Genomic DNA, 17,070 nt, shown 5'->3' on the forward strand with positions numbered 1-17,070 from the left:
GATCATCCTAATTTGGGGCCACCGGAGGGGTGATCGACGGCCGCACGGGCGGGCGTCAGCGGCACGGCGTGCGGATCAGTCCCCCTTCCCGGGGGAGAGGGCCCAGTGCGTCAGCCACCCGTCCGTCGTCCGATCGCCCGGATCGGCCTCACCCTGGCCCTGCTGGCCGGGCCCGTCGTGCTCGCCGCCGCCCCGGCGGCCGGCAGTCCACCGACGGCGCCGCCCGGCCGCGAGGCCTCCGTCCTGCTGGAGCTCGGCACCGAGGCCGCCGGTCCCGCCTGGCGGCGCGCCGCCGCCGAGGCCCGGCGGGCCCAGCGCTCGCCGGAGGCCGTCCGCCGCGAGGCGGCCCGGGCCGGCGCCGACCAGCGGGCCCGCGGCGCCGACGCGCTCGACCGGCTGGCCGAGGCCGTGCACGGCGCCGCGCCCACCGCCCGGGAGCTCTACCGCACCCGCACCCTGCTCACCGGCCTCGCCGTCACCGTGCCCGCCGACCGGCTGCCCGCGCTGCGCGCGCTGCCCGGAGTCCGGGCGGTCCACCCGATCGTCCGCAAGCAGCGGGACAACGCCCACTCCGTCCCGCTCACCGGCGCCCCGCAGGTCTGGGCCGGCCCGTCCGGCGACGGCGGCGGCGGGACCACCGGCGAGGGCGTGCGGATCGGCATCATCGACAGCGGTATCGACTACACCCACGCGGACTTCGGCGGCCCCGGCACCGAGGAGGCGTTCAGGGCGGTGGACGGCGCCAAGCCCGCCCCCGCCGGGCTCTTCCCCAACGCCAAGGTCGTCGGCGGCCGCGACCTGGTCGGCGACGACTACAACCCGGACCCGGCCGCCCCGCACCACCAGCCCGTGCCGCACCCGGACGACAACCCGATCGACTGCGCGGTCAACGGCCACGGCACCCACGTGGCCGGCACCGCCGCCGGCCTCGGCGTCACCGCCGACGGCCGCACCTACACCGGCCCGTACCGGCCCGGCCTCGACCCGGCCGGCTTCCGGGTCGGCCCCGGCGCCGCGCCCGGCGCCCAGCTGTACGGGATCCGGGTGTTCGGCTGCGAGGGCGCCACCGACCAGCTCGCCCAGGCCCTCGACCTGGCCGCCGACCCCGACGGCGACGGCGACCTCGCCGACCGCCTCGATGTCGTCAACCTCTCGCTCGGCAGCCGCTTCGGTGCCACCGACGACGCCGACGCGATCGCCGTCGACCACCTCTCCGAACTCGGCACCGTGGTGGTCGCCGCGGCCGGCAACGAGGGCGACGTGTACGGCATCGGCGGCAGCCCCGGCACCGCCGCCCGGGCGATCGCCGTCGCCGCCTCCGTCGACCCGCACAGCGACGCCGACGGCATCCGGGTGCTCGCGCCCGAGCCGCTCGCCGCCGTGGTCCCCGCCCACTGGAGCGCCCGCTACCAGGGCTGGGCCACCGGCGACGTCGCCGGCGAGCTCGCCCTGCCGGTCGACCAGAAGGACGGCTGCACGGCCTTCACCGAGGCCGACCGGCAGCGGATCACCGGGAAGATCGCCGTCCTCGCCTGGAGCACCCGGGAGTCCGAGCGCGCCTGCGGCTCCGGCCCGCGCGCCGACCACGTCGCCGACACCGGGGCGATCGGCGCCCTGCTCGCCGCCGACGACGACCACCTCGCCGAGATCTCCGGCAACGACCGCGTCCCGGTCGCCCTGCTCGCCCGCGCCGACGGCGAACGGCTCCGGGCCGGCGCCGCCGCCGGCCCGGTCCGGGTCCGGCTGGCCGAGCCCGGCAACCCGCTGCACGGCGTCGTCGCCCAGGACCAGCCCCGGCGCACCGACACCCTCACCGACTTCACCTCGCGCGGCATCGGCGTGCCCGGCGTGGTCAAGCCGGACCTCGCCGCCCCCGGCGAGACCATCTGGTCCGCCAAGGTGGGCAGCGGCAGCGGCGGCCAGCGCGAGGACGGCACCTCGATGGCCACCCCGCACGTGGTCGGCCTCGCCGCACTGGTCCGCGGCGCCCACCGGGACTGGACGGTCGAGCAGGTCAAGGCCGCGCTGATGAACACCGCCGGGGACACCTGGCTCGGGGACGGCGGCACCGGCCCGGTCTACGGGCCGGAGCGCACCGGCGCCGGCCGGGCCCAGGCCGACCGCGCCGTGCGCACCCCCGCCGTCGCGTACGCGGCCGGGGCGGGCGCGGTCGAGGGCGCCGTCGGGGTGTCCTTCGGCCCGGTCGAGGTGGGCGGGCCGTTCACCGCGACCCGGGAGGTCGAGGTGCGCAACCTGTCCGGTACGGACCTGGTCTACCGCACCGGCTACCAGGCGGCCACCGAACTCCCGGGCGCCGGCTTCCGGGTGACGCCCGACCGGATCGCCGTCCCGGCCGGCGCCACCGCGCGGGTCCAGGTCACCCTGGCCGTGCCCGGGCAGCTCGGCCGCACCCCCGACCCGACCATCGACACCCGGCAGGGGGGCCGGGCCCGCAGCTACCGCGGCGAGCTCTCCGGACGGCTGCTGCTCACCCCCGCGGAGGACACCGCGCTGCCCGAGCTGAGGGTCCCGGTGTTCGCCGCCCCGCGCCCGGCGTCCGACCTGGGCGCGGGCGTCCAGGCCCGGACCCCGCAGGCTGGTGCGCTGGTCGTGCTCGACGGCGCCGCCGCGCCCGGGGACCAGCCGGGCCTGGTCAGCGCCTTCGCACTCGGCGGGGAGGGCGCCCGCTGGGCCGACTGCCCGCCCGGCAGCGGCGCCGCGGTCGGCCCCGGCGCGGGCATCCTGCCGGAGGAGGCCACCGAGCCGCAGGCCCCGCAGGACGTCTGCGTGGAACGACCCGGCGACCGGGCCGCCAACCTGCGGGCGGTCGGCGCGGCCTCGGACGCGCCCGCCGCGGCCGAGGGGCAGGGCATGCTCTACCTCGCCGCCCAGGTCTGGGCCCCCGCCGCCACCCCGGTCGGCCTGTTCGCCGTCCGGGCCTCGCTGGACACCGACGGGGACGGCGTCACCGACGCCTTCGTCAAGGCGGACCGCCAGCGCGGCAGCGACGTCCTGGTGGCGCGGACGGTGGACGCCCGGACCGGCGCCGAGCTGGACGTCCAGCCGCTCAACGCGCGCTGGGGCGACACCGACACCGCCCTGCTGGACAGCGAGGCGCTGGTCCTGCCGGTGCGGCTGAGCGCCCTGCCGGGGGTGAAGGAGGGCCGCAGCACCGTCCGCTACGGCCTCTGGACGGGCATCGCGACCGCCGGCAAGCCCGACCCGGCCGAGGCGTTCTCCGCCGTCGGCCTGCGCGGCACCCGACCCACCCTCGCCATCGACGTCCTGCATCCCGCCCTGGACGTCCGGGCGGCCCCCGGCGGCCCCGCCGCCATCGCGGCCCCCGCCCGGCCGGGCACCGCGCTGGACGTCCGCCGGGCCGCCGGCGACACCAGCCGGCTCCTGCTCCTGCACCACCTGAACCCGGGCGCCCGGCGCGCCCAGATCGTCACCCTCCCCTGAGGGGACCGGCCCGAGGGGCCGCCGCCCGGAGCAGCACTCCGGCCGGCGGCCCCTCGCTCATGCGCGCCACCCGTTCGTGCGTGCCGTCGGTCACGCGTGCCACCCGGGCCAGCGCCGCCCGGTCTGTGCCGCGCGGCGGGCCGAGCGGGGGCGGCGGGCCGGGCGGTGGCGCAGGTGGCCGAAGACGACCACGAGGACGGTGGTGGCGGCGGCCGCCAGGGCGACGGTCAGCCCCTCGGTGAGGCCGGGCGGGCGGAACGAGCAGCCGACCCGGTCCGCGCCGGCGCCGAGCGGGACGCCGATCATGCCCAGCACCGACCCCGGCACCACGGACGGGCCGCCGCCGGCCGAGCAGGTCCAGCCCGCGGTGGCGGGGGCCGAGAGCAGCGCGGTGCCCGTGCTGCCCGGCGGCAGGTCGGCCGCGAGGGTGTGCCCGCCGACCGAGACCCGGGTGGCCCCGGTCGCGCCGAGCCGGGCGAGCTCCGCGGCCAGGGCGCCCGGCCGCAGGCAGCCGATCGGCCGGGCCGGCACCTGGGTGACGGCGTCCGCGCGCAGCACCACCCGGACCAGGCCGTCGGCCGGCACCTCCCCCAGCAGGTGGATCGGCACCGCCGTGGTGGGCTGCGCGCCGTCGCTGCGGTAGCCGGGGCCGCCGCCGGGGACGCTCACCGTGCCGGCGAACCAGACCCCGTGGAAGTAGGCCGTGCCGCCCGGGGTGCAGGCCGCCGTGAACACGGTGCCCGCCGCCCCCGCCGGGGTGGCCGGGACGGACCAGCCGCTCGTGCCGTGCAGCGTCGGCAGCGGGTCGCCGCCCGGGGCGGGCTCGGGGACGTCGTAGACCCGGCCGCCGAGCAGCGACTCCTGCCGCGACCAGACGGAGGAGGTGTCCGTGGCGGCGCCGGGCGGCAGCACGGTCACCAGCGGTGGCGCGCCGACGGTCCGGCCGGGTGTGAAGCCGTCCGGCGGCGGCCCGTCGTCCAGGTAGGTCCGGACGGCGAACAGCGCCCGCCCGACCGGGTCGGTGACGCTCGCGGTCTCCCGTCCGCCGGCCGTCCAGCCCGCGCCGAGGTCGTGCAGCAGCAGGGCGGTGACGGTGGGCAGGTAGCCGCTGGAGTAGCCGCCGCCCTGGCCGCCGAGCAGCATCGGGTCGTTCGGGGTGAAGGCGTGCGGGCCGGGGTCGGTCCGGCCCTGCGGCCACTGCGCGGCCTGCCGCAGCGTGGCGTACGCGGCCCGGACGGGCGGCCCGGAGGCGGTGCCGGGGGAGGGGGTGCCCATCGCCGCGTACGCGGACCAGACCGCGCCGCCGAACACCGCGCCGCCCAGCACCAGGGTGGCGGCGGCCCCCGCCCGCCGGTCGGTGTGCCGGTGGTCAAGCGTCCACAGCGCGGCGAGCAGCACGGCGCCGCCGACCGCCAGCAGCACCCAGGTGGAGGCGTGCACGGACGGCCGGCCCGCGGCGAGGCCCGCCACCAGCAGCACCACGCCCGCACCGCCGGCCAGGGTGAGCGGGTCGGGCCGGTGCGCCAGCGAGACCCAGCCGGCCAGCACCAGCAGGCCGCTGAGGGCGAACGCCACCCGGTAGGGGCCGCCGGCCGGGATCGCCAGGCCGTGCCAGACCAGTACGGTCGGCGTCCAGACGAAGCTCAGCACCACCAGCACCAGCAGCCCGCCCCAGGCGACCCGCTCGCGCACCCGCACCCGCCGGTTGAACGGCAGCCCGGCCACCAGCAGCAGGCCGAGCAGTCCGACCGAGACGTCCGGCAGGGGCCGGCCGGTGTGGGGGCCGGGCAGCAGCTGCGCCAGGTGTTCGCCGAGGCCGGCCGGGCCGAACGGGTACAGCGGGGACTCCGGCTGGGCGCCCTGCGCGGCCCGGATCCCGACGAACAGCACCGGCCCGGCCAGCCCGATCCCGACGGCGGCGGTGGTCACCGCCCGTCCGGTCACCCGGACCAGCTGTCTGAACGGCCGCCGCGCTGCCGCCAGCCGCACGGCCAGCACCAGGCCGGCCGTGATGGTGGCCATCGCGGCGGTGTACAGGTTGCCGGCCCAGGCGAGGGTCACGCACAGCGTGCCGGCCACCCAGCGCCGCTCGTGCAGGCACCAGTCGCCGGCCAGGCAGAGCAGCGGCAGCGAGACCAGCCCCCAGAGCCACGTCGGCGAGGTGCCGCCGTTGTCCGCCACCCAGGCGCAGAGCCCGTAGCCGACCGCCGTCACCGCCCGCAGCCAGTGCGGCCCGGCGTGCAGCCGGCCCAGGACGTGCGCCATCAGGCCGGTACCGAGCCCGATGCTGAGCAGCGCGACCAGGAAGACCGCGAGCTGCCCCTGGGAGCGCGGCAGCAGCAGCGTCGGCCAGGAGAACGGGTTCATCAGGTAGGCGAAGAAGTCCGCCAGGAACGGCGCCCCGTACCCGCTGTTCCAGTTGAACAGCAGATCCCCGGTCGAACGCCCGTGCGCGAGGTCCCACAGCTGGGCGTGGAACGGCACCGCGGTCTGCGCCGCCCCGGGCGGCCAGGCCCCGCGCAGCCCGGCGGCGAGGGTGTACCCGGCCATCGCCGCCCCGCCCGACACCGCGCAGACCCGCGCCTCCCGCCATCGCGAGCCCATGGACGATTCACCCCGTTCTGCGAGGATTTCCGGACCGGAACCCAGCGAGCATAAGCGCGCCCCCGGCGTGGAATTGCGACGCGCGCGCTCCCTCGTGCGAGTGGCGTCCGGGAGGATTGCGCCGAGTAGCCTGAGAGCAGCCGCCAGGATTCCCCTATGGGAGGAACCATGAGCATCGCGCCGTACCCCGACTGGCTTCGGCCCCCCGTCGGCGGCTACACCGCCGAGGACCTCGACCGGCTGCCTGATCTCCCGCCGCACACCCAGCTGCTCGACGGGAGCCTGATCTTCGTGAGTCCGCAGACGAAGTTCCATGTGAGGACGAAGCGCCTGCTCGAACGTGCGCTGGAACTGGCGGTTCCGGACGACTGGGAGGTCTGGCCGGAGATGACGGTGACACTGGACCACCGGAATCGGCCGGAACCCGACATCGTCGTGGTCCGCGGGGGCTCGGACACGGGCTACCTCCAGACGAGCTTCTCGGCCGACGACGTGGTGCTCGCGGTGGAGGTCGTCTCACAGGAGTCCCGCGATCGAGATCGCGCGATCAAGCCCCGCAAGTACGCGGCAGCGGGTATCCCCCACTTCTGGCGCGTGGAGTGCGACGAAGGCCGCCCGGTCGTCTACACCTACGAACTGGACACGGCCTCCAGCAGGTACATCCCCAGCGCGGTCTTCCACGATCGGATGAAGGTCGACCGCCCGTTCCCGGTCGACATCGACCTCACCTGATCCCCCGTCCGGATAGTGGACGCCAGGTGTCAGCCCCTGGGACGCCGGAGTAGGGTCCGACCATGTCTCGCACCATTCGTCTCGCAGTTGTCCCCGGCGACGGCATCGGCCAGGAAGTCGTGGCCGAAGGCCTCAAGGTCCTGGGCGCCGCGCTGCCCGCCGACGTGAAGCTGGAGACCACCGAGTACGACCTCGGCGCCCGGCGCTACCACCGGACCGGTGAGACGCTGCCGGACAGCGTGCTCGACGAGCTGAAGACCCACGACGCGATCCTGCTCGGCGCCATCGGCGACCCGAGCGTGCCGTCCGGCGTCCTGGAGCGCGGGCTGCTGCTGAAGCTGCGCTTCGCCTTCGACCACCACATCAACCTGCGCCCGGGCCGGCTCTTCCCCGGCGTGAAGTCCCCGCTGGCGGGTGACCCGCAGATCGACTTCGTGGTCGTCCGCGAGGGCACCGAGGGCCCGTACGTCGGCAACGGCGGCTCGCTGCGCACCGGCACCGAGCACGAGGTGGCCACCGAGGTCAGCCTCAACACCGCGTACGGCATCGAGCGGGTCGTCCGGGACGCCTACGCCCGGGCCCAGGCGCGCCCGCGCAAGAAGCTCACCCTCGTCCACAAGAACAACGTGCTGGTGCACGCCGGCCACCTGTGGACCCGGATCTTCGAGCAGGTCGGCCGGGAGTTCCCCGAGGTCACCACCGACTACCTGCACGTCGACGCGGCGACGATCTTCTTCGTCACCCAGCCCGAGCGGTTCGACGTGATCGTCACGGACAACCTGTTCGGCGACATCCTGACCGACCTGGCCGCCGCCGTCACCGGCGGGATCGGCCTGGCCGCCAGCGGCAACATCAACCCGAGCGGCGCCTTCCCGTCGATGTTCGAGCCCGTGCACGGCTCGGCGCCCGACATCGCGGGCCAGGGCAAGGCCGACCCGACCGCCACCGTGCTGTCGGTCGCCATGCTGCTGGAGCACCTCGGCTTCGCCGCCGAGGCCGCCGTGGTCGAGGCCGCGGTCGCCGCGGACCTGACCGAGCGCACCGGTACCCGTACGACGTCCCAGGTCGGCGACGCGCTCGCCGCCCGAGTATCCGGCTGACGGCCGGGAACAGCTGTTCCGGCCGTCAGGGCCGGACCGCATAACCGCAGCTTGCAGCTCCCCAAGGAGCCGACGGCTGTTCGGCACGGCCCTCTGGATGCGAGTATCGACAGTGGGCCGTGCCGTCGTGCGTTCGTTCGCCGAAACGAATCTCCGACGGGGGCGGCCCGGACCAACCCCACGGTGAAGGACACACAGCCATGAGCACGCCCACCCAGGCGCCCATCCCGTTCGACCTCAAGCCCTCCGCCCACCCGCTGTCCGACGCGGAGCGCGAGGCCCGGCTGGCCAACCCCGGCTTCGGGCGGATCTTCACCGACCACATGGTCACCATCCGCTGGACCGAGGGCCTGGGCTGGCACGACGCGCAGCTCACGCCGTACGCGCCGCTGGAGATCGACCCGGCGAACATGACGCTGCACTACGGGCAGTCGATCTTCGAGGGCCTCAAGGCGTACCGCCAGACCGACGGCTCGATCGCGACCTTCCGCCCGGAGGCCAACGCCGCCCGCTTCCAGGCCTCCGCCCGCCGCCTGGCGATGCCCGAGCTGCCGGTCGAGACCTTCGTCGAGGCGGTCGAGCTGCTCGTCCAGCAGGAGCAGAACTGGGTCCCGAACGAGCCCGAGCAGAGCCTGTACCTGCGGCCGTTCATGTTCGCCACCGAGGTCGGCCTGGGCGTCCGCCCGGCCAACTCCTACATCTTCATGATCATTGCCTCCCCGGCCGGCGCCTACTTCCCCGGCGGCGTCAAGCCGGTCTCGGTCTGGCTCTCCGAGGACTACGTCCGCGCCGCTCCCGGCGGCACCGGCGCCGCCAAGTGCGCCGGCAACTACGCGGCCTCGCTGGTCGCCCAGGCCGAGGCCGCCGCCAAGGGCTGCGACCAGGTCGTCTGGCTCGACGCCGCCGAGCACCGGTGGATCGAGGAGATGGGCGGCATGAACCTGTACTTCGTCTTCGGCGAGGGCAGGGACGCGAAGATCGTCACCCCGGAGCTGTCCGGCGCGCTGCTGCCCGGCATCACCCGCGACTCGCTGCTCCAGCTCGCCTCCGACCTCGGCTACGCCGTCGAGGAGCGGAAGATCTCCACCGAGGAGTGGAAGCAGGGCAACGCCGACGGCACCCTGACCGAGGTCTTCGCCTGTGGCACCGCCGCCGTGATCACCCCGGTCGGCTCGGTCAAGTCCCGCGGCGGCGACTGGACGGTCGGCGCCGGCGAGCCGGGCCCGACCACCATGGAGCTGCGCCGGGCGCTGCTGGCCATCCAGGGCGGCCAGGCCCCCGACACCCACGGCTGGCTGCACAAGATCGTCTGATCCGGAGCCCCCGCCGGCCCGGCCGTTTCGGATACCGAGACGGCCGGGCCGGATGCCGGATGGATGTGCCAGACTCCGAGTGTGTCCTCGCTTTCGCTGATTATTAGCAGCAGGCGCGCCGGTCCGCAGTGACCGCTCCCGCAGGACCCGATGCGGAGCGACCACCAGCGTCCAGACCCGCGCGCAGACCTCTCGCACCCGCGAGGGGTCTTTTGTTTTGTCCCGGACCGGCCGACGTCCCCACAAGGGACCGACAGACACCGGGAAGCGCGCGGGATGCTGGACAGTGGAGCCGGATCTCACACCGGCAGAGCAGTACCCACCTCCCCGAACGGAGAACCCAGGGCCATGACCGAGGCCAGTAGCCGCACCGACGACAGCTTCCACGTCTTCGACACCACCCTGCGTGACGGCGCGCAGCGCGAGGGCATCAACCTCACGGTGGCCGACAAGCTGGCCATCGCCCGGCACCTGGACGAGTTCGGGGTCGGCTTCATCGAGGGCGGCTGGCCCGGCGCCAACCCGCGCGACACCGAGTTCTTCGCCCGGGCCGCCGCCGAGCTGGACCTCCGGCACGCCCGGCTGGTCGCCTTCGGCGCCACCCGCCGGGCCGGCGGCAAGGCGGCCGAGGACCCGCAGCTGGCCGCCCTGGTCACCTCCGGCGCCCCCGTCATCACCCTGGTCGCCAAGGCCCACGACCGGCACGTCGAGCTGGCGCTGCGCACCACCCTGGACGAGAACCTGGAGATGGTCCGCGACAGCGTCGCCTACCTGCGCTCCCAGGACCGCCGGGTGTTCATCGACTGCGAGCACTTCTTCGACGGCTACAAGGCCAACCGCGGCTACGCCCTCGCGGTGGTCCGCGCCGCGCACGAGGCCGGCGCCGACGTCGTCGTGCTCTGCGACACCAACGGCGGGATGCTCCCGGCCGGGGTGCACGAGATCGTCGCCGACGTGCTCCGGGAGACCGGCGCCCGGCTCGGCATCCACGCCCAGGACGACACCGGCTGCGCGGTGGCCAACACCCTGGCCGCGGTGGACGCCGGCGCCACCCACGTCCAGTGCACCGCCAACGGCTACGGCGAGCGGGTCGGCAACGCCAACCTCTTCCCCGTGGTCGGCGCACTGGAGATCAAGTACGACCGGCGCGTCCTGCCCGCGGGGAAGCTCGCCGAGATGACCCGGATCTCGCACGCCATCGCCGAGCTGGTCAACCTGGCGCCCTCCACCCACCAGCCGTACGTCGGCTACTCGGCCTTCGCGCACAAGGCCGGCCTGCACGCCTCCGCGATCAAGGTCGACCCGAACCTGTACCAGCACATCGACCCCGAGACGGTCGGCAACACCATGCGGATGCTGGTCTCCGACATGGCCGGCCGCGCCTCGGTCGAGCTCAAGGGCAAGGAGCTCGGCTACGACCTCTCCACCGACCGCGACCTGGCCGGCCGGGTGGTCGCCCGGGTCAAGGAGCAGGAGAACCTCGGCTACACCTACGAGTCCGCCGACGCCTCCTTCGAACTGCTGCTCCGCGACGAGGTGCGCGGCGGGCGCGAGCGGTTCTTCACCCTGGAGTCCTGGCGGACCATCAGCGAACAGGGCCTGGACGGCAATCCGGGCAACGAGGCGACGGTGAAGCTCTGGGCCAAGGGCGAGCGGAAGATCGCCACCGGTGAGGGCAACGGCCCGGTGGACGCGCTGGACAGGGCGCTGCGCACCGCGCTGGAGCGGATCTACCCGCAGCTGGCCAAGCTGGAGCTGGTGGACTACAAGGTCCGCATCCTGGAGGGCCAGCACGGCACCGGGTCCAAGACGCGGGTGCTGATCGAGTCCACCGACGGTTCCGCGGCCTGGTCCACGGTCGGGGTCGCCGACAACGTGATCGCGGCCTCCTGGCTGGCCCTGGAGGACGCCTACACCTACGGGCTGATCCGCGCGGGGCTGGAGCCCGGCGAGTAGCCCGGCGGCGGCCGGAGCGGCCCACGGACCCCCTCAGGGGCCGTGGGCCGCTCCGTCTGCGCGCTGTCTGCCCCCCGGACGGGACCAGGCCCCGGGACGGGACCAGGACCCCCCGGACGAGCCCTACCGGAGGCGGGCGAGGAGGGCGTGTTCGACGAGGGTGATGAGGGCGCTCTTGGCGGAGTCGCGTCGTCGGGCGTCGAGGGTGATGACGGGGGTGTCGGGTCCGAGTTGGAGTGCTTCGCGGACTTCGTCGGGGGTGTGGGGCTGGTGTCCGTCGAAGCCGTTGAGGGCGACGACGAAGGGCAGTCCGCTGTTCTCGAAGTAGTCGAGTGCGGGGAAGCAGTCGGCGAGGCGGCGGGTGTCGACGAGGACGACGGCTCCGATGGCGCCTCGGACGAGGTCGTCCCACATGAACCAGAAGCGGTCCTGTCCGGGGGTGCCGAAGAGGTAGAGGATGAGGTCTTCGTCGAGGGTGATGCGGCCGAAGTCCATGGCGACGGTGGTGGTCGTCTTGCCGGAGACGTGGCTGAGGTCGTCGATGCCGGCGGACGCGGAGGTCATGACGGCTTCGGTGCGCAGCGGGTTGATCTCGGAGACGGCGCCGACGAGCGTGGTCTTGCCGACACCGAAGCCGCCCGCGACGACGATCTTCGCGGAGGTGGTCGCGCGGGTGGGGGCGGCCGCGTTAGAGCTTGCGAAGTCCACTGAGGACCCTTTCGAGCAGCGTGACGTCGGGCTGGTTTCCGGATTCGCCGCCGGAAGCGGGCTGGTGGATGGCGACCAGGCCGGCCTCGGCCAGGTCGGCCACGAGGATGCGGGCCACCCCCAGGGGAATGGAGAGCAGCGCCGAGACCTCGGCGACGGACTTGACCTCCGTGCACAGGGTGCAGATCCGCTGGTGCTCGGGGAGCAGGGTGGCCAGGCGCTGCGGGTCGACGTCGGCGGAGACGAGTGCCTCCAGCGCCAGTTCGTAGCGCGGCCGGGTGCGTCCGCCGGTCATCGCGAAGGGCCGGATCAGCGGGCCCGAGTCCTCCTCGTCCTCGTACTCCTCGACGTGTCCGGGCTCCTGGGCGGGCGCGTAGCCGGGCCCGTGGCCGGGGACGGTCCGGCCGGGCATCGGGTAGCCGGCCGGGGGAGCGTCGAACGAGGGCTGCTGCGGGGCGTACTGGCCGTAGTGCTCCTGCGGGTACTGCTGGCCGTACTGCTGCTGCTGGCCGTACTGCTGGCTGTTCTGGTGGCCGTTCTGCGGTCGTCCGTACTGCTGACCGTGGCCGACGACGCCGGGTGCTCCGAAGGCGTCATGGCCTGTGCCAGGGTACGGAACGCCGTATTGGCCGCTGCGGTCGTCGGGCGGTGTCACGGTTCCTCTCCTCACAGGGTGCGGCGGTGCGGTGCGAGCTCGGGCACAGGTCCGGAGCCGGTGGTGCGAAGGCCGTACAACGTCCGAACCCGAGCCCGCCGAAGCGGGCCCGGGACGGGCGTGGAGGTGCTTCGAATACCAGGACGGTATCCGACGAACCGTCAGTGCAGCAGACTGCCCTGGAGTTCTGCGCGAAGCGCGGGGGTCAGGACGGCGCCGGCCCGGTCGACGAGCAGTGCCATCTCGTAGCCGACGAGGCCGATGTCGGAGTCCGGAGAGGCCAGTACGGCGAGGGCGGAGCCGTCGCTGACGGCCATCAGGAACAGGAAGCCGCGCTCCATCTCGACCACGGTCTGGTTGACCTCGCCGCCCTCGAAGATCCGGCTGGCGCCGGACGTGAGGGAGGTGAGGCCGGAGGCGACGGCGGCGAGCTGGTCGGCGCGGTCCCTGGGGAAACCCTCCGACATGCACAGCAGGAGGCCGTCGGCGGAGACCACCACCGTGTGCGACACCCCGGGGGTGTTGTCCACGAAATTGGTGATCAGCCAGTTCAGGTTCTGTGCGGCCTGGCTCATCTGACTCAACTCAACGCTCCTGGTGGTTCGAGCCGCCGAAGAGATCGGTGCTGCGGTTCTGCTGTCCGTTGCCGGACGGGTCTGCCTGATCGGGGTCGATCCGGAAGCTTCCGGTGCTGCCTGCGCTGCGGCCCTGTTCGACGCCGCGGCGCAGGTTGGTGAGCCGGCCGCGCACCTCCTCGGGGCTGCGGGAGACCTGGGGCCCGTCCTGCGGGGTGGGCTTGGCGTTGCCGGCCACCAGGTTCTGCTTGGGTACGCGGCGGGGCAGCCCCGAGGCGGTGGTACCGCCGGAGGCCGGCTCGCGCAGCTGCTCGGCACGCTGCCAGTCGCCGTCGTTGGGCGACTGCCAGGGCGAGGTGGTCGGACCGGTCGGACCGGTGGGGCCGGTCGGACCGTAGCCGCCGAGGGCCGACACGTCGTGACCGCGCGGTTCGGCCGGTCCCGAGGTGTCCTTGGCGCCGGTGAACCAGTTCGGGGTCTCGCCGGTGTCCTGGCCGTCGTTCTGGCGCGGGGCCGCGGTCGGGCCGCCGCTGGCCAGCTGCTGGCCGGGACGGCGCTGCGGCAGGCCGGACGGCAGGGTGGTGGCGGGCTCGCCGGTGGGCAGGGCGGGCGGCTCCGGGCTGTAGGGGTGGCCCGAGGGGGCCTCCTGGGCCTGCCGGCCGTACTGCTCGTCGGCGTAGCCGTCGTAGCCCTGGTACTCCTGGTAGCCCTGCTGGGCGTACTGGCCGTCCTGGGCGTACTGCCCGTTCTGGCCGTACTGGTCGCCCTGGGCGTACTGCTCGTCGCCGTAGCCCTGCTGCGGGTACCCGCCGTACTGGTCGTCCTGGCCGTAGGGGCCGTCGGCGTACTGCTCGTTGCCGTACCCGCCCTGGTCGTACTGGCCGTTCTGGCCGTGCTGACCGTTCTGGCCGTACTGGTCGTCCTCGTAGCCGTACGGCTGGTAGCCGGCCTCGGGCTGGTACGGGGTCTCCTCGACCTCGGCGTCCAGCACGGGCGGCTCGCCGTTCGTGCCGGGGCCGGACTCCAGGGCGGCGCGGCGGACCTGGTCGAGCCGCTGCGAGCGCTGGACGGCCTCCAGGGCCGGGCTGAAGCCGGAGCCGCCGTTGCCGGTGAGGTGGTCGTCGAAGCCGAGCTCGGCGGCGCTGCGCGGGCGGTTCTGGACCTCGGCGGCCCAGTCGGCCGCGGTCGGCTCCTGGTCGGCGAAGATCCGGGAGACGGTGAACTGCTCCTCCGGCTCCGGCACCGCGCCCATCTGGGTCAGGAACGGCGGGAGCATGACCAGCGAGGTGGTGCCGGCGGACTCGCCGGACGGGCGCAGCTGCACGCGGATGTCGTGCCGCTGGGACAGCCGGCCGACCACGAACAGGCCCATGCGGCGGGAGATGGTGGCGTCGACGGTGGGCGGCTCGGCCAGCTTCTCGTTGATCTCGGCGAAGTCCTCGGCGGTGAGGCCGATGCCCTTGTCGTGGATCTCGACCAGCACCCGGCCGTCCGGCAGGCGGGTGGCGTTGACCAGCACCCGGGTCTGCGGGCTGGAGAACGAGGTGGCGTTCTCCAGCAGCTCGGCGAGCAGGTGGACGAGGTCGGTCACGGCGGCGCCGACGACCTCGGCCTCGGGGATGCCGGCCAGCTCGACGCGCTCGTACTGCTCCACCTCGGAGGCGGCGGCGCGGAGCACGTCGACCAGCGGGACCGGGGTGTTCCAGCGGCGGCCGGCCTCCTCGCCCGCGAGGACGAGCAGGTTCTCACCGTTGCGGCGCATACGGGTCGCGAGGTGGTCCAGCTTGAAGAGGTTCTCCAGCTGGTCCGGGTCGGCCTCGTTGTTCTCCAGGTCGGTGATCAGCGCCAGCTGGCGCTGGATCAGGCCCTGGCTGCGGCGCGACAGGTTGGTGAAGATCGCGTTGACGTTCCCTCGGAGCAGGGCCTGCTCGGCGGCGAGCGCGACCGCCTGCTGGTGGACCTGGTCGAAGGCGCGGGCGACCTCGCCGATCTCGTCCCTGCCGTGCAGGGGGATCGGGGTCACCGAGGTGTCCACCCGGTCCGGGTCGGTCTTGGAGAGCTTCTCGACCAGGTCCGGCAGGCGGTGGTCGGCGATCTCCAGGGCGCCGTTGCGCAGGGTGCGCATGCCCAGGATCATCGAGCGCGCGGTGAAACCGGTCAGCACACCGGCCAGGATCAGCGCGACGAGGACGATGACCGAGTTGAGGATGGCGTCGTAGAGGGCGCGGTCCCGCAGGCCGGCGGCGTCCTGGAGGACGTCGTCGAGCAGGGCGACCTCGGTGGCGCGCAGGGTCGCGATGTGGGTGTTGGAGGCCTGGTTCCAGTTCTCCGGGGTGAGGCCGGCGTCCTTGGCCTCCTTGTACGCGGCGTCGGCCGCGACCTTGCCCTTGGTCATGCCGTCGGCGGCGTTCTGGGTGTACGCGGCGCCGATGGCCAGCAGGCTCTGCATGGTGGGGGCGCTGCCGTCGGGCATCCGGTAGGCGGCCCGCTGGTCGGCGTTGGACTGGGCGACCTGGGCGTCCGCGTACCGCTTGAGGTCCTCGGGGGCGCTGCCGGTGTTGAACTCGGTGAGCGAGACCTGCTCCAGCTTGGCGGAGACCAGCAGCTGCTGGATCAGGTCGGTGTTCTCGAACCGGGTGGTGGCGCCGGCGGAGATGCCGACCAGCAGGTGCAGCATCAGCGCGCGCTGGGTCGAGGCGGAGGCCTTGGCCAGGGACATCGCGTAGATCGCGCGGCCCTTGCTGGTGATGTTGGAGCTGCCGAGGCCGACCGAGTTGTCGTAGGACAGCAGCGGCGCGAGCATCACCGAGTACGCGGCCTGGGTCGCGGTGGCGAACAGCTCGGGCTTGTAGGCGTTCTGGCGCAGGTGCGGCAGCGCGCCGACGACGCCCTGGAAGGCCTCGTGGCGCCGGGCGAGCTCGCCCGCGCCGTCGGTGGCGGCGTAGGCCGTGTTGTAGGCCTTGAGCGCGCTGTCGGTGGTGGCGCGGCTCTTGGGGAGTTCGCCGGACGGGTCCTGGTTGGTCAGCAGGGGTATGAGCGTCTTGTCGCGCTCGTTCTCCAGCGCCTCGGCGAGTTCGGTGGCCGCCTTGGCCAGGCGGGCGGTCTTCTCGGCGCGCGAGGCCTTGATGTAGCCGTCGACCGAGGTGTTGACGCGCAGACCACCGAAGACCAGGGCGACGATCACCGGGATCAGCAGGATCGCGACCAGGCGGGTCGGCACGCGCCAGTTGCGCGGCCGGATGAAGTCGTACCGGCCACTGCCCTGCTGGGCGGCGTCGGACGCCTGGGAGCCGCCGTCGCGGCGGTCCTTGGCGGACGCGGCCGCGGGCTGTGCGGGGGCGGCCGGGGGCCGCTCCTCGGCGGGTGTGAACGCGGAGAACCCGGCCTGGTCCGTTGCGGTACCGTTCGGCTCGCTCTGGCGGGGCTCGGAGCGCCGCTGCGGGGCGACTTGCTGCTTACGCCTCACTCGACAACAACCTCTCGGCCGCTTGGCGGCCATGGATCAATCCAGCGCTACCCCTGGCAGCTGCCCGCTGCTGGGTGGGACTGCCGAACAGGATTTAGGGGTAGCTGGAATTTCAGCACGTGCAGGGATGGGGGACAAACAGCTCTCGACGACTGCCGACTGTGACACATTTCGGACATTCGCCGACATGCGGGGGCATAACCGTGGTCTTCTGGCGCTGAGTGACGTGGATTGGCTACGCAGAGTCACTGTTGATCACCAAATGCCTACCGAACTGTTATCCGCTGCTTATGCGCGGGTCTTGCGCGGTGCGCCGGTTCGACACCGGTCGCACACGTACGTGCCCCGGCGGCCCGCTGTGGCGACGGGCCGCCGGGGTTCCCGGCCTGCGGTTCTCCGCTCAGCGGAGGCGGGCGAGGAGGGCGTGTTCGACGAGGGTGATGAGGGCGCTCTTGGCGGAGTCGCGTCGTCGGGCGTCGAGGGTGATGACGGGGGTGTC

At 73.8% G+C, this 17,070-nt stretch carries 10 protein-coding genes and 1 pseudogene; 5 read left to right on the forward strand and 6 right to left on the reverse strand.

Going from position 1 to position 17,070, the window contains the following annotated elements; translation table 11 throughout:
- Nucleotides 1-105: 105 nt before the first annotated feature.
- Complete coding sequence (locus ACFVVX_RS15000) at nt 106-3,462, forward strand: S8 family serine peptidase (RefSeq protein WP_387945368.1); 3,357 nt, start codon at nt 106-108, stop codon at nt 3,460-3,462.
- Between the two features lie 90 nt (nt 3,463-3,552).
- Here ACFVVX_RS15000 and ACFVVX_RS15005 read toward each other — a convergent pair whose 3' ends face one another.
- Nucleotides 3,553-6,066 carry a YfhO family protein gene (locus tag ACFVVX_RS15005; protein WP_387945370.1) on the reverse strand — a complete coding sequence of 838 codons (2,514 nt, stop codon included), beginning with the start codon at nt 6,064-6,066 and terminating at the stop codon, nt 3,553-3,555.
- 168 nt (nt 6,067-6,234) lie between these two features.
- Here ACFVVX_RS15005 and ACFVVX_RS15010 point away from each other — a divergent pair, with 168 nt between their 5' ends.
- From ACFVVX_RS15010 to cimA, 4 genes are all read left to right on the forward strand, one after another.
- Nucleotides 6,235-6,798 carry a Uma2 family endonuclease gene (locus tag ACFVVX_RS15010; RefSeq protein WP_387945372.1) on the forward strand — a complete coding sequence of 188 codons (564 nt, stop codon included), beginning with the start codon at nt 6,235-6,237 and terminating at the stop codon, nt 6,796-6,798.
- Nucleotides 6,799-6,860: 62 nt separating this feature from the next.
- The gene (locus ACFVVX_RS15015; protein ID WP_387945374.1) at nt 6,861-7,898 is read left to right on the forward strand and encodes a 3-isopropylmalate dehydrogenase; all 1,038 of its coding nucleotides are present in this window, start codon (nt 6,861-6,863) and stop codon (nt 7,896-7,898) included.
- 200 nt (nt 7,899-8,098) lie between these two features.
- Nucleotides 8,099-9,211, forward strand: a complete 1,113-nt coding sequence (locus tag ACFVVX_RS15020; RefSeq protein WP_387945376.1) for a branched-chain amino acid aminotransferase — start codon at nt 8,099-8,101, stop codon at nt 9,209-9,211.
- Nucleotides 9,212-9,559: 348 nt separating this feature from the next.
- The gene (gene cimA, locus ACFVVX_RS15025; protein WP_387945378.1) at nt 9,560-11,167 is read left to right on the forward strand and encodes a citramalate synthase; all 1,608 of its coding nucleotides are present in this window, start codon (nt 9,560-9,562) and stop codon (nt 11,165-11,167) included.
- 123 nt (nt 11,168-11,290) lie between these two features.
- On the opposite strand, the gene ACFVVX_RS15030 is transcribed toward cimA, so the two are convergent.
- The 5 genes and pseudogenes from ACFVVX_RS15030 to ACFVVX_RS15050 form a co-directional block, all read right to left on the reverse strand.
- Nucleotides 11,291-11,875: an ATP/GTP-binding protein gene (locus ACFVVX_RS15030; RefSeq protein WP_387945380.1), complete on the reverse strand. Its 585-nt coding sequence runs from the start codon at nt 11,873-11,875 to the stop codon at nt 11,291-11,293.
- Complete coding sequence (locus tag ACFVVX_RS15035; protein ID WP_387945382.1) at nt 11,856-12,530, reverse strand: DUF742 domain-containing protein; 675 nt, start codon at nt 12,528-12,530, stop codon at nt 11,856-11,858. The genes ACFVVX_RS15030 and ACFVVX_RS15035 overlap by 20 nt, the downstream gene beginning before the upstream one ends.
- A gap of 161 nt (nt 12,531-12,691) precedes the next feature.
- Nucleotides 12,692-13,105, reverse strand: coding sequence for a roadblock/LC7 domain-containing protein (locus tag ACFVVX_RS15040; RefSeq protein WP_030057391.1), 414 nt, complete (start codon nt 13,103-13,105; stop codon nt 12,692-12,694).
- A 10-nt stretch (nt 13,106-13,115) separates the two neighbouring features.
- On the reverse strand, nt 13,116-16,571 hold the full coding sequence (locus ACFVVX_RS15045; RefSeq protein ID WP_387945384.1) for a nitrate- and nitrite sensing domain-containing protein: 3,456 nt from the start codon (nt 16,569-16,571) through the stop codon (nt 13,116-13,118).
- A 400-nt stretch (nt 16,572-16,971) separates the two neighbouring features.
- A pseudogene (locus ACFVVX_RS15050) lies at nt 16,972-17,070 on the reverse strand (ATP-binding protein); the annotation flags it as partial.

It is taken from the genome of Kitasatospora sp. NPDC058170, assembly GCF_042883905.1.
Classification (GTDB): Bacteria; Actinomycetota; Actinomycetes; order Streptomycetales; family Streptomycetaceae; genus Kitasatospora.

Bases quoted from the DNA above. Each gene is read 5' to 3' on its own strand.
- cimA (WP_387945378.1), top strand. From the start codon at position 9,560: ATGACCGAGGCCAGTAGCCGCACCGACGACAGCTTCCACGTCTTCGAC.
- ACFVVX_RS15015 (WP_387945374.1), top strand. From the start codon at position 6,861: ATGTCTCGCACCATTCGTCTCGCAGTTGTCCCCGGCGACGGCATCGGC.
- ACFVVX_RS15010 (WP_387945372.1), top strand. From the start codon at position 6,235: ATGAGCATCGCGCCGTACCCCGACTGGCTTCGGCCCCCCGTCGGCGGC.
- ACFVVX_RS15040 (WP_030057391.1), bottom strand. From the start codon at position 13,105: ATGAGCCAGGCCGCACAGAACCTGAACTGGCTGATCACCAATTTCGTG.
- ACFVVX_RS15005 (WP_387945370.1), bottom strand. From the start codon at position 6,066: ATGGGCTCGCGATGGCGGGAGGCGCGGGTCTGCGCGGTGTCGGGCGGG.
- ACFVVX_RS15020 (WP_387945376.1), top strand. From the start codon at position 8,099: ATGAGCACGCCCACCCAGGCGCCCATCCCGTTCGACCTCAAGCCCTCC.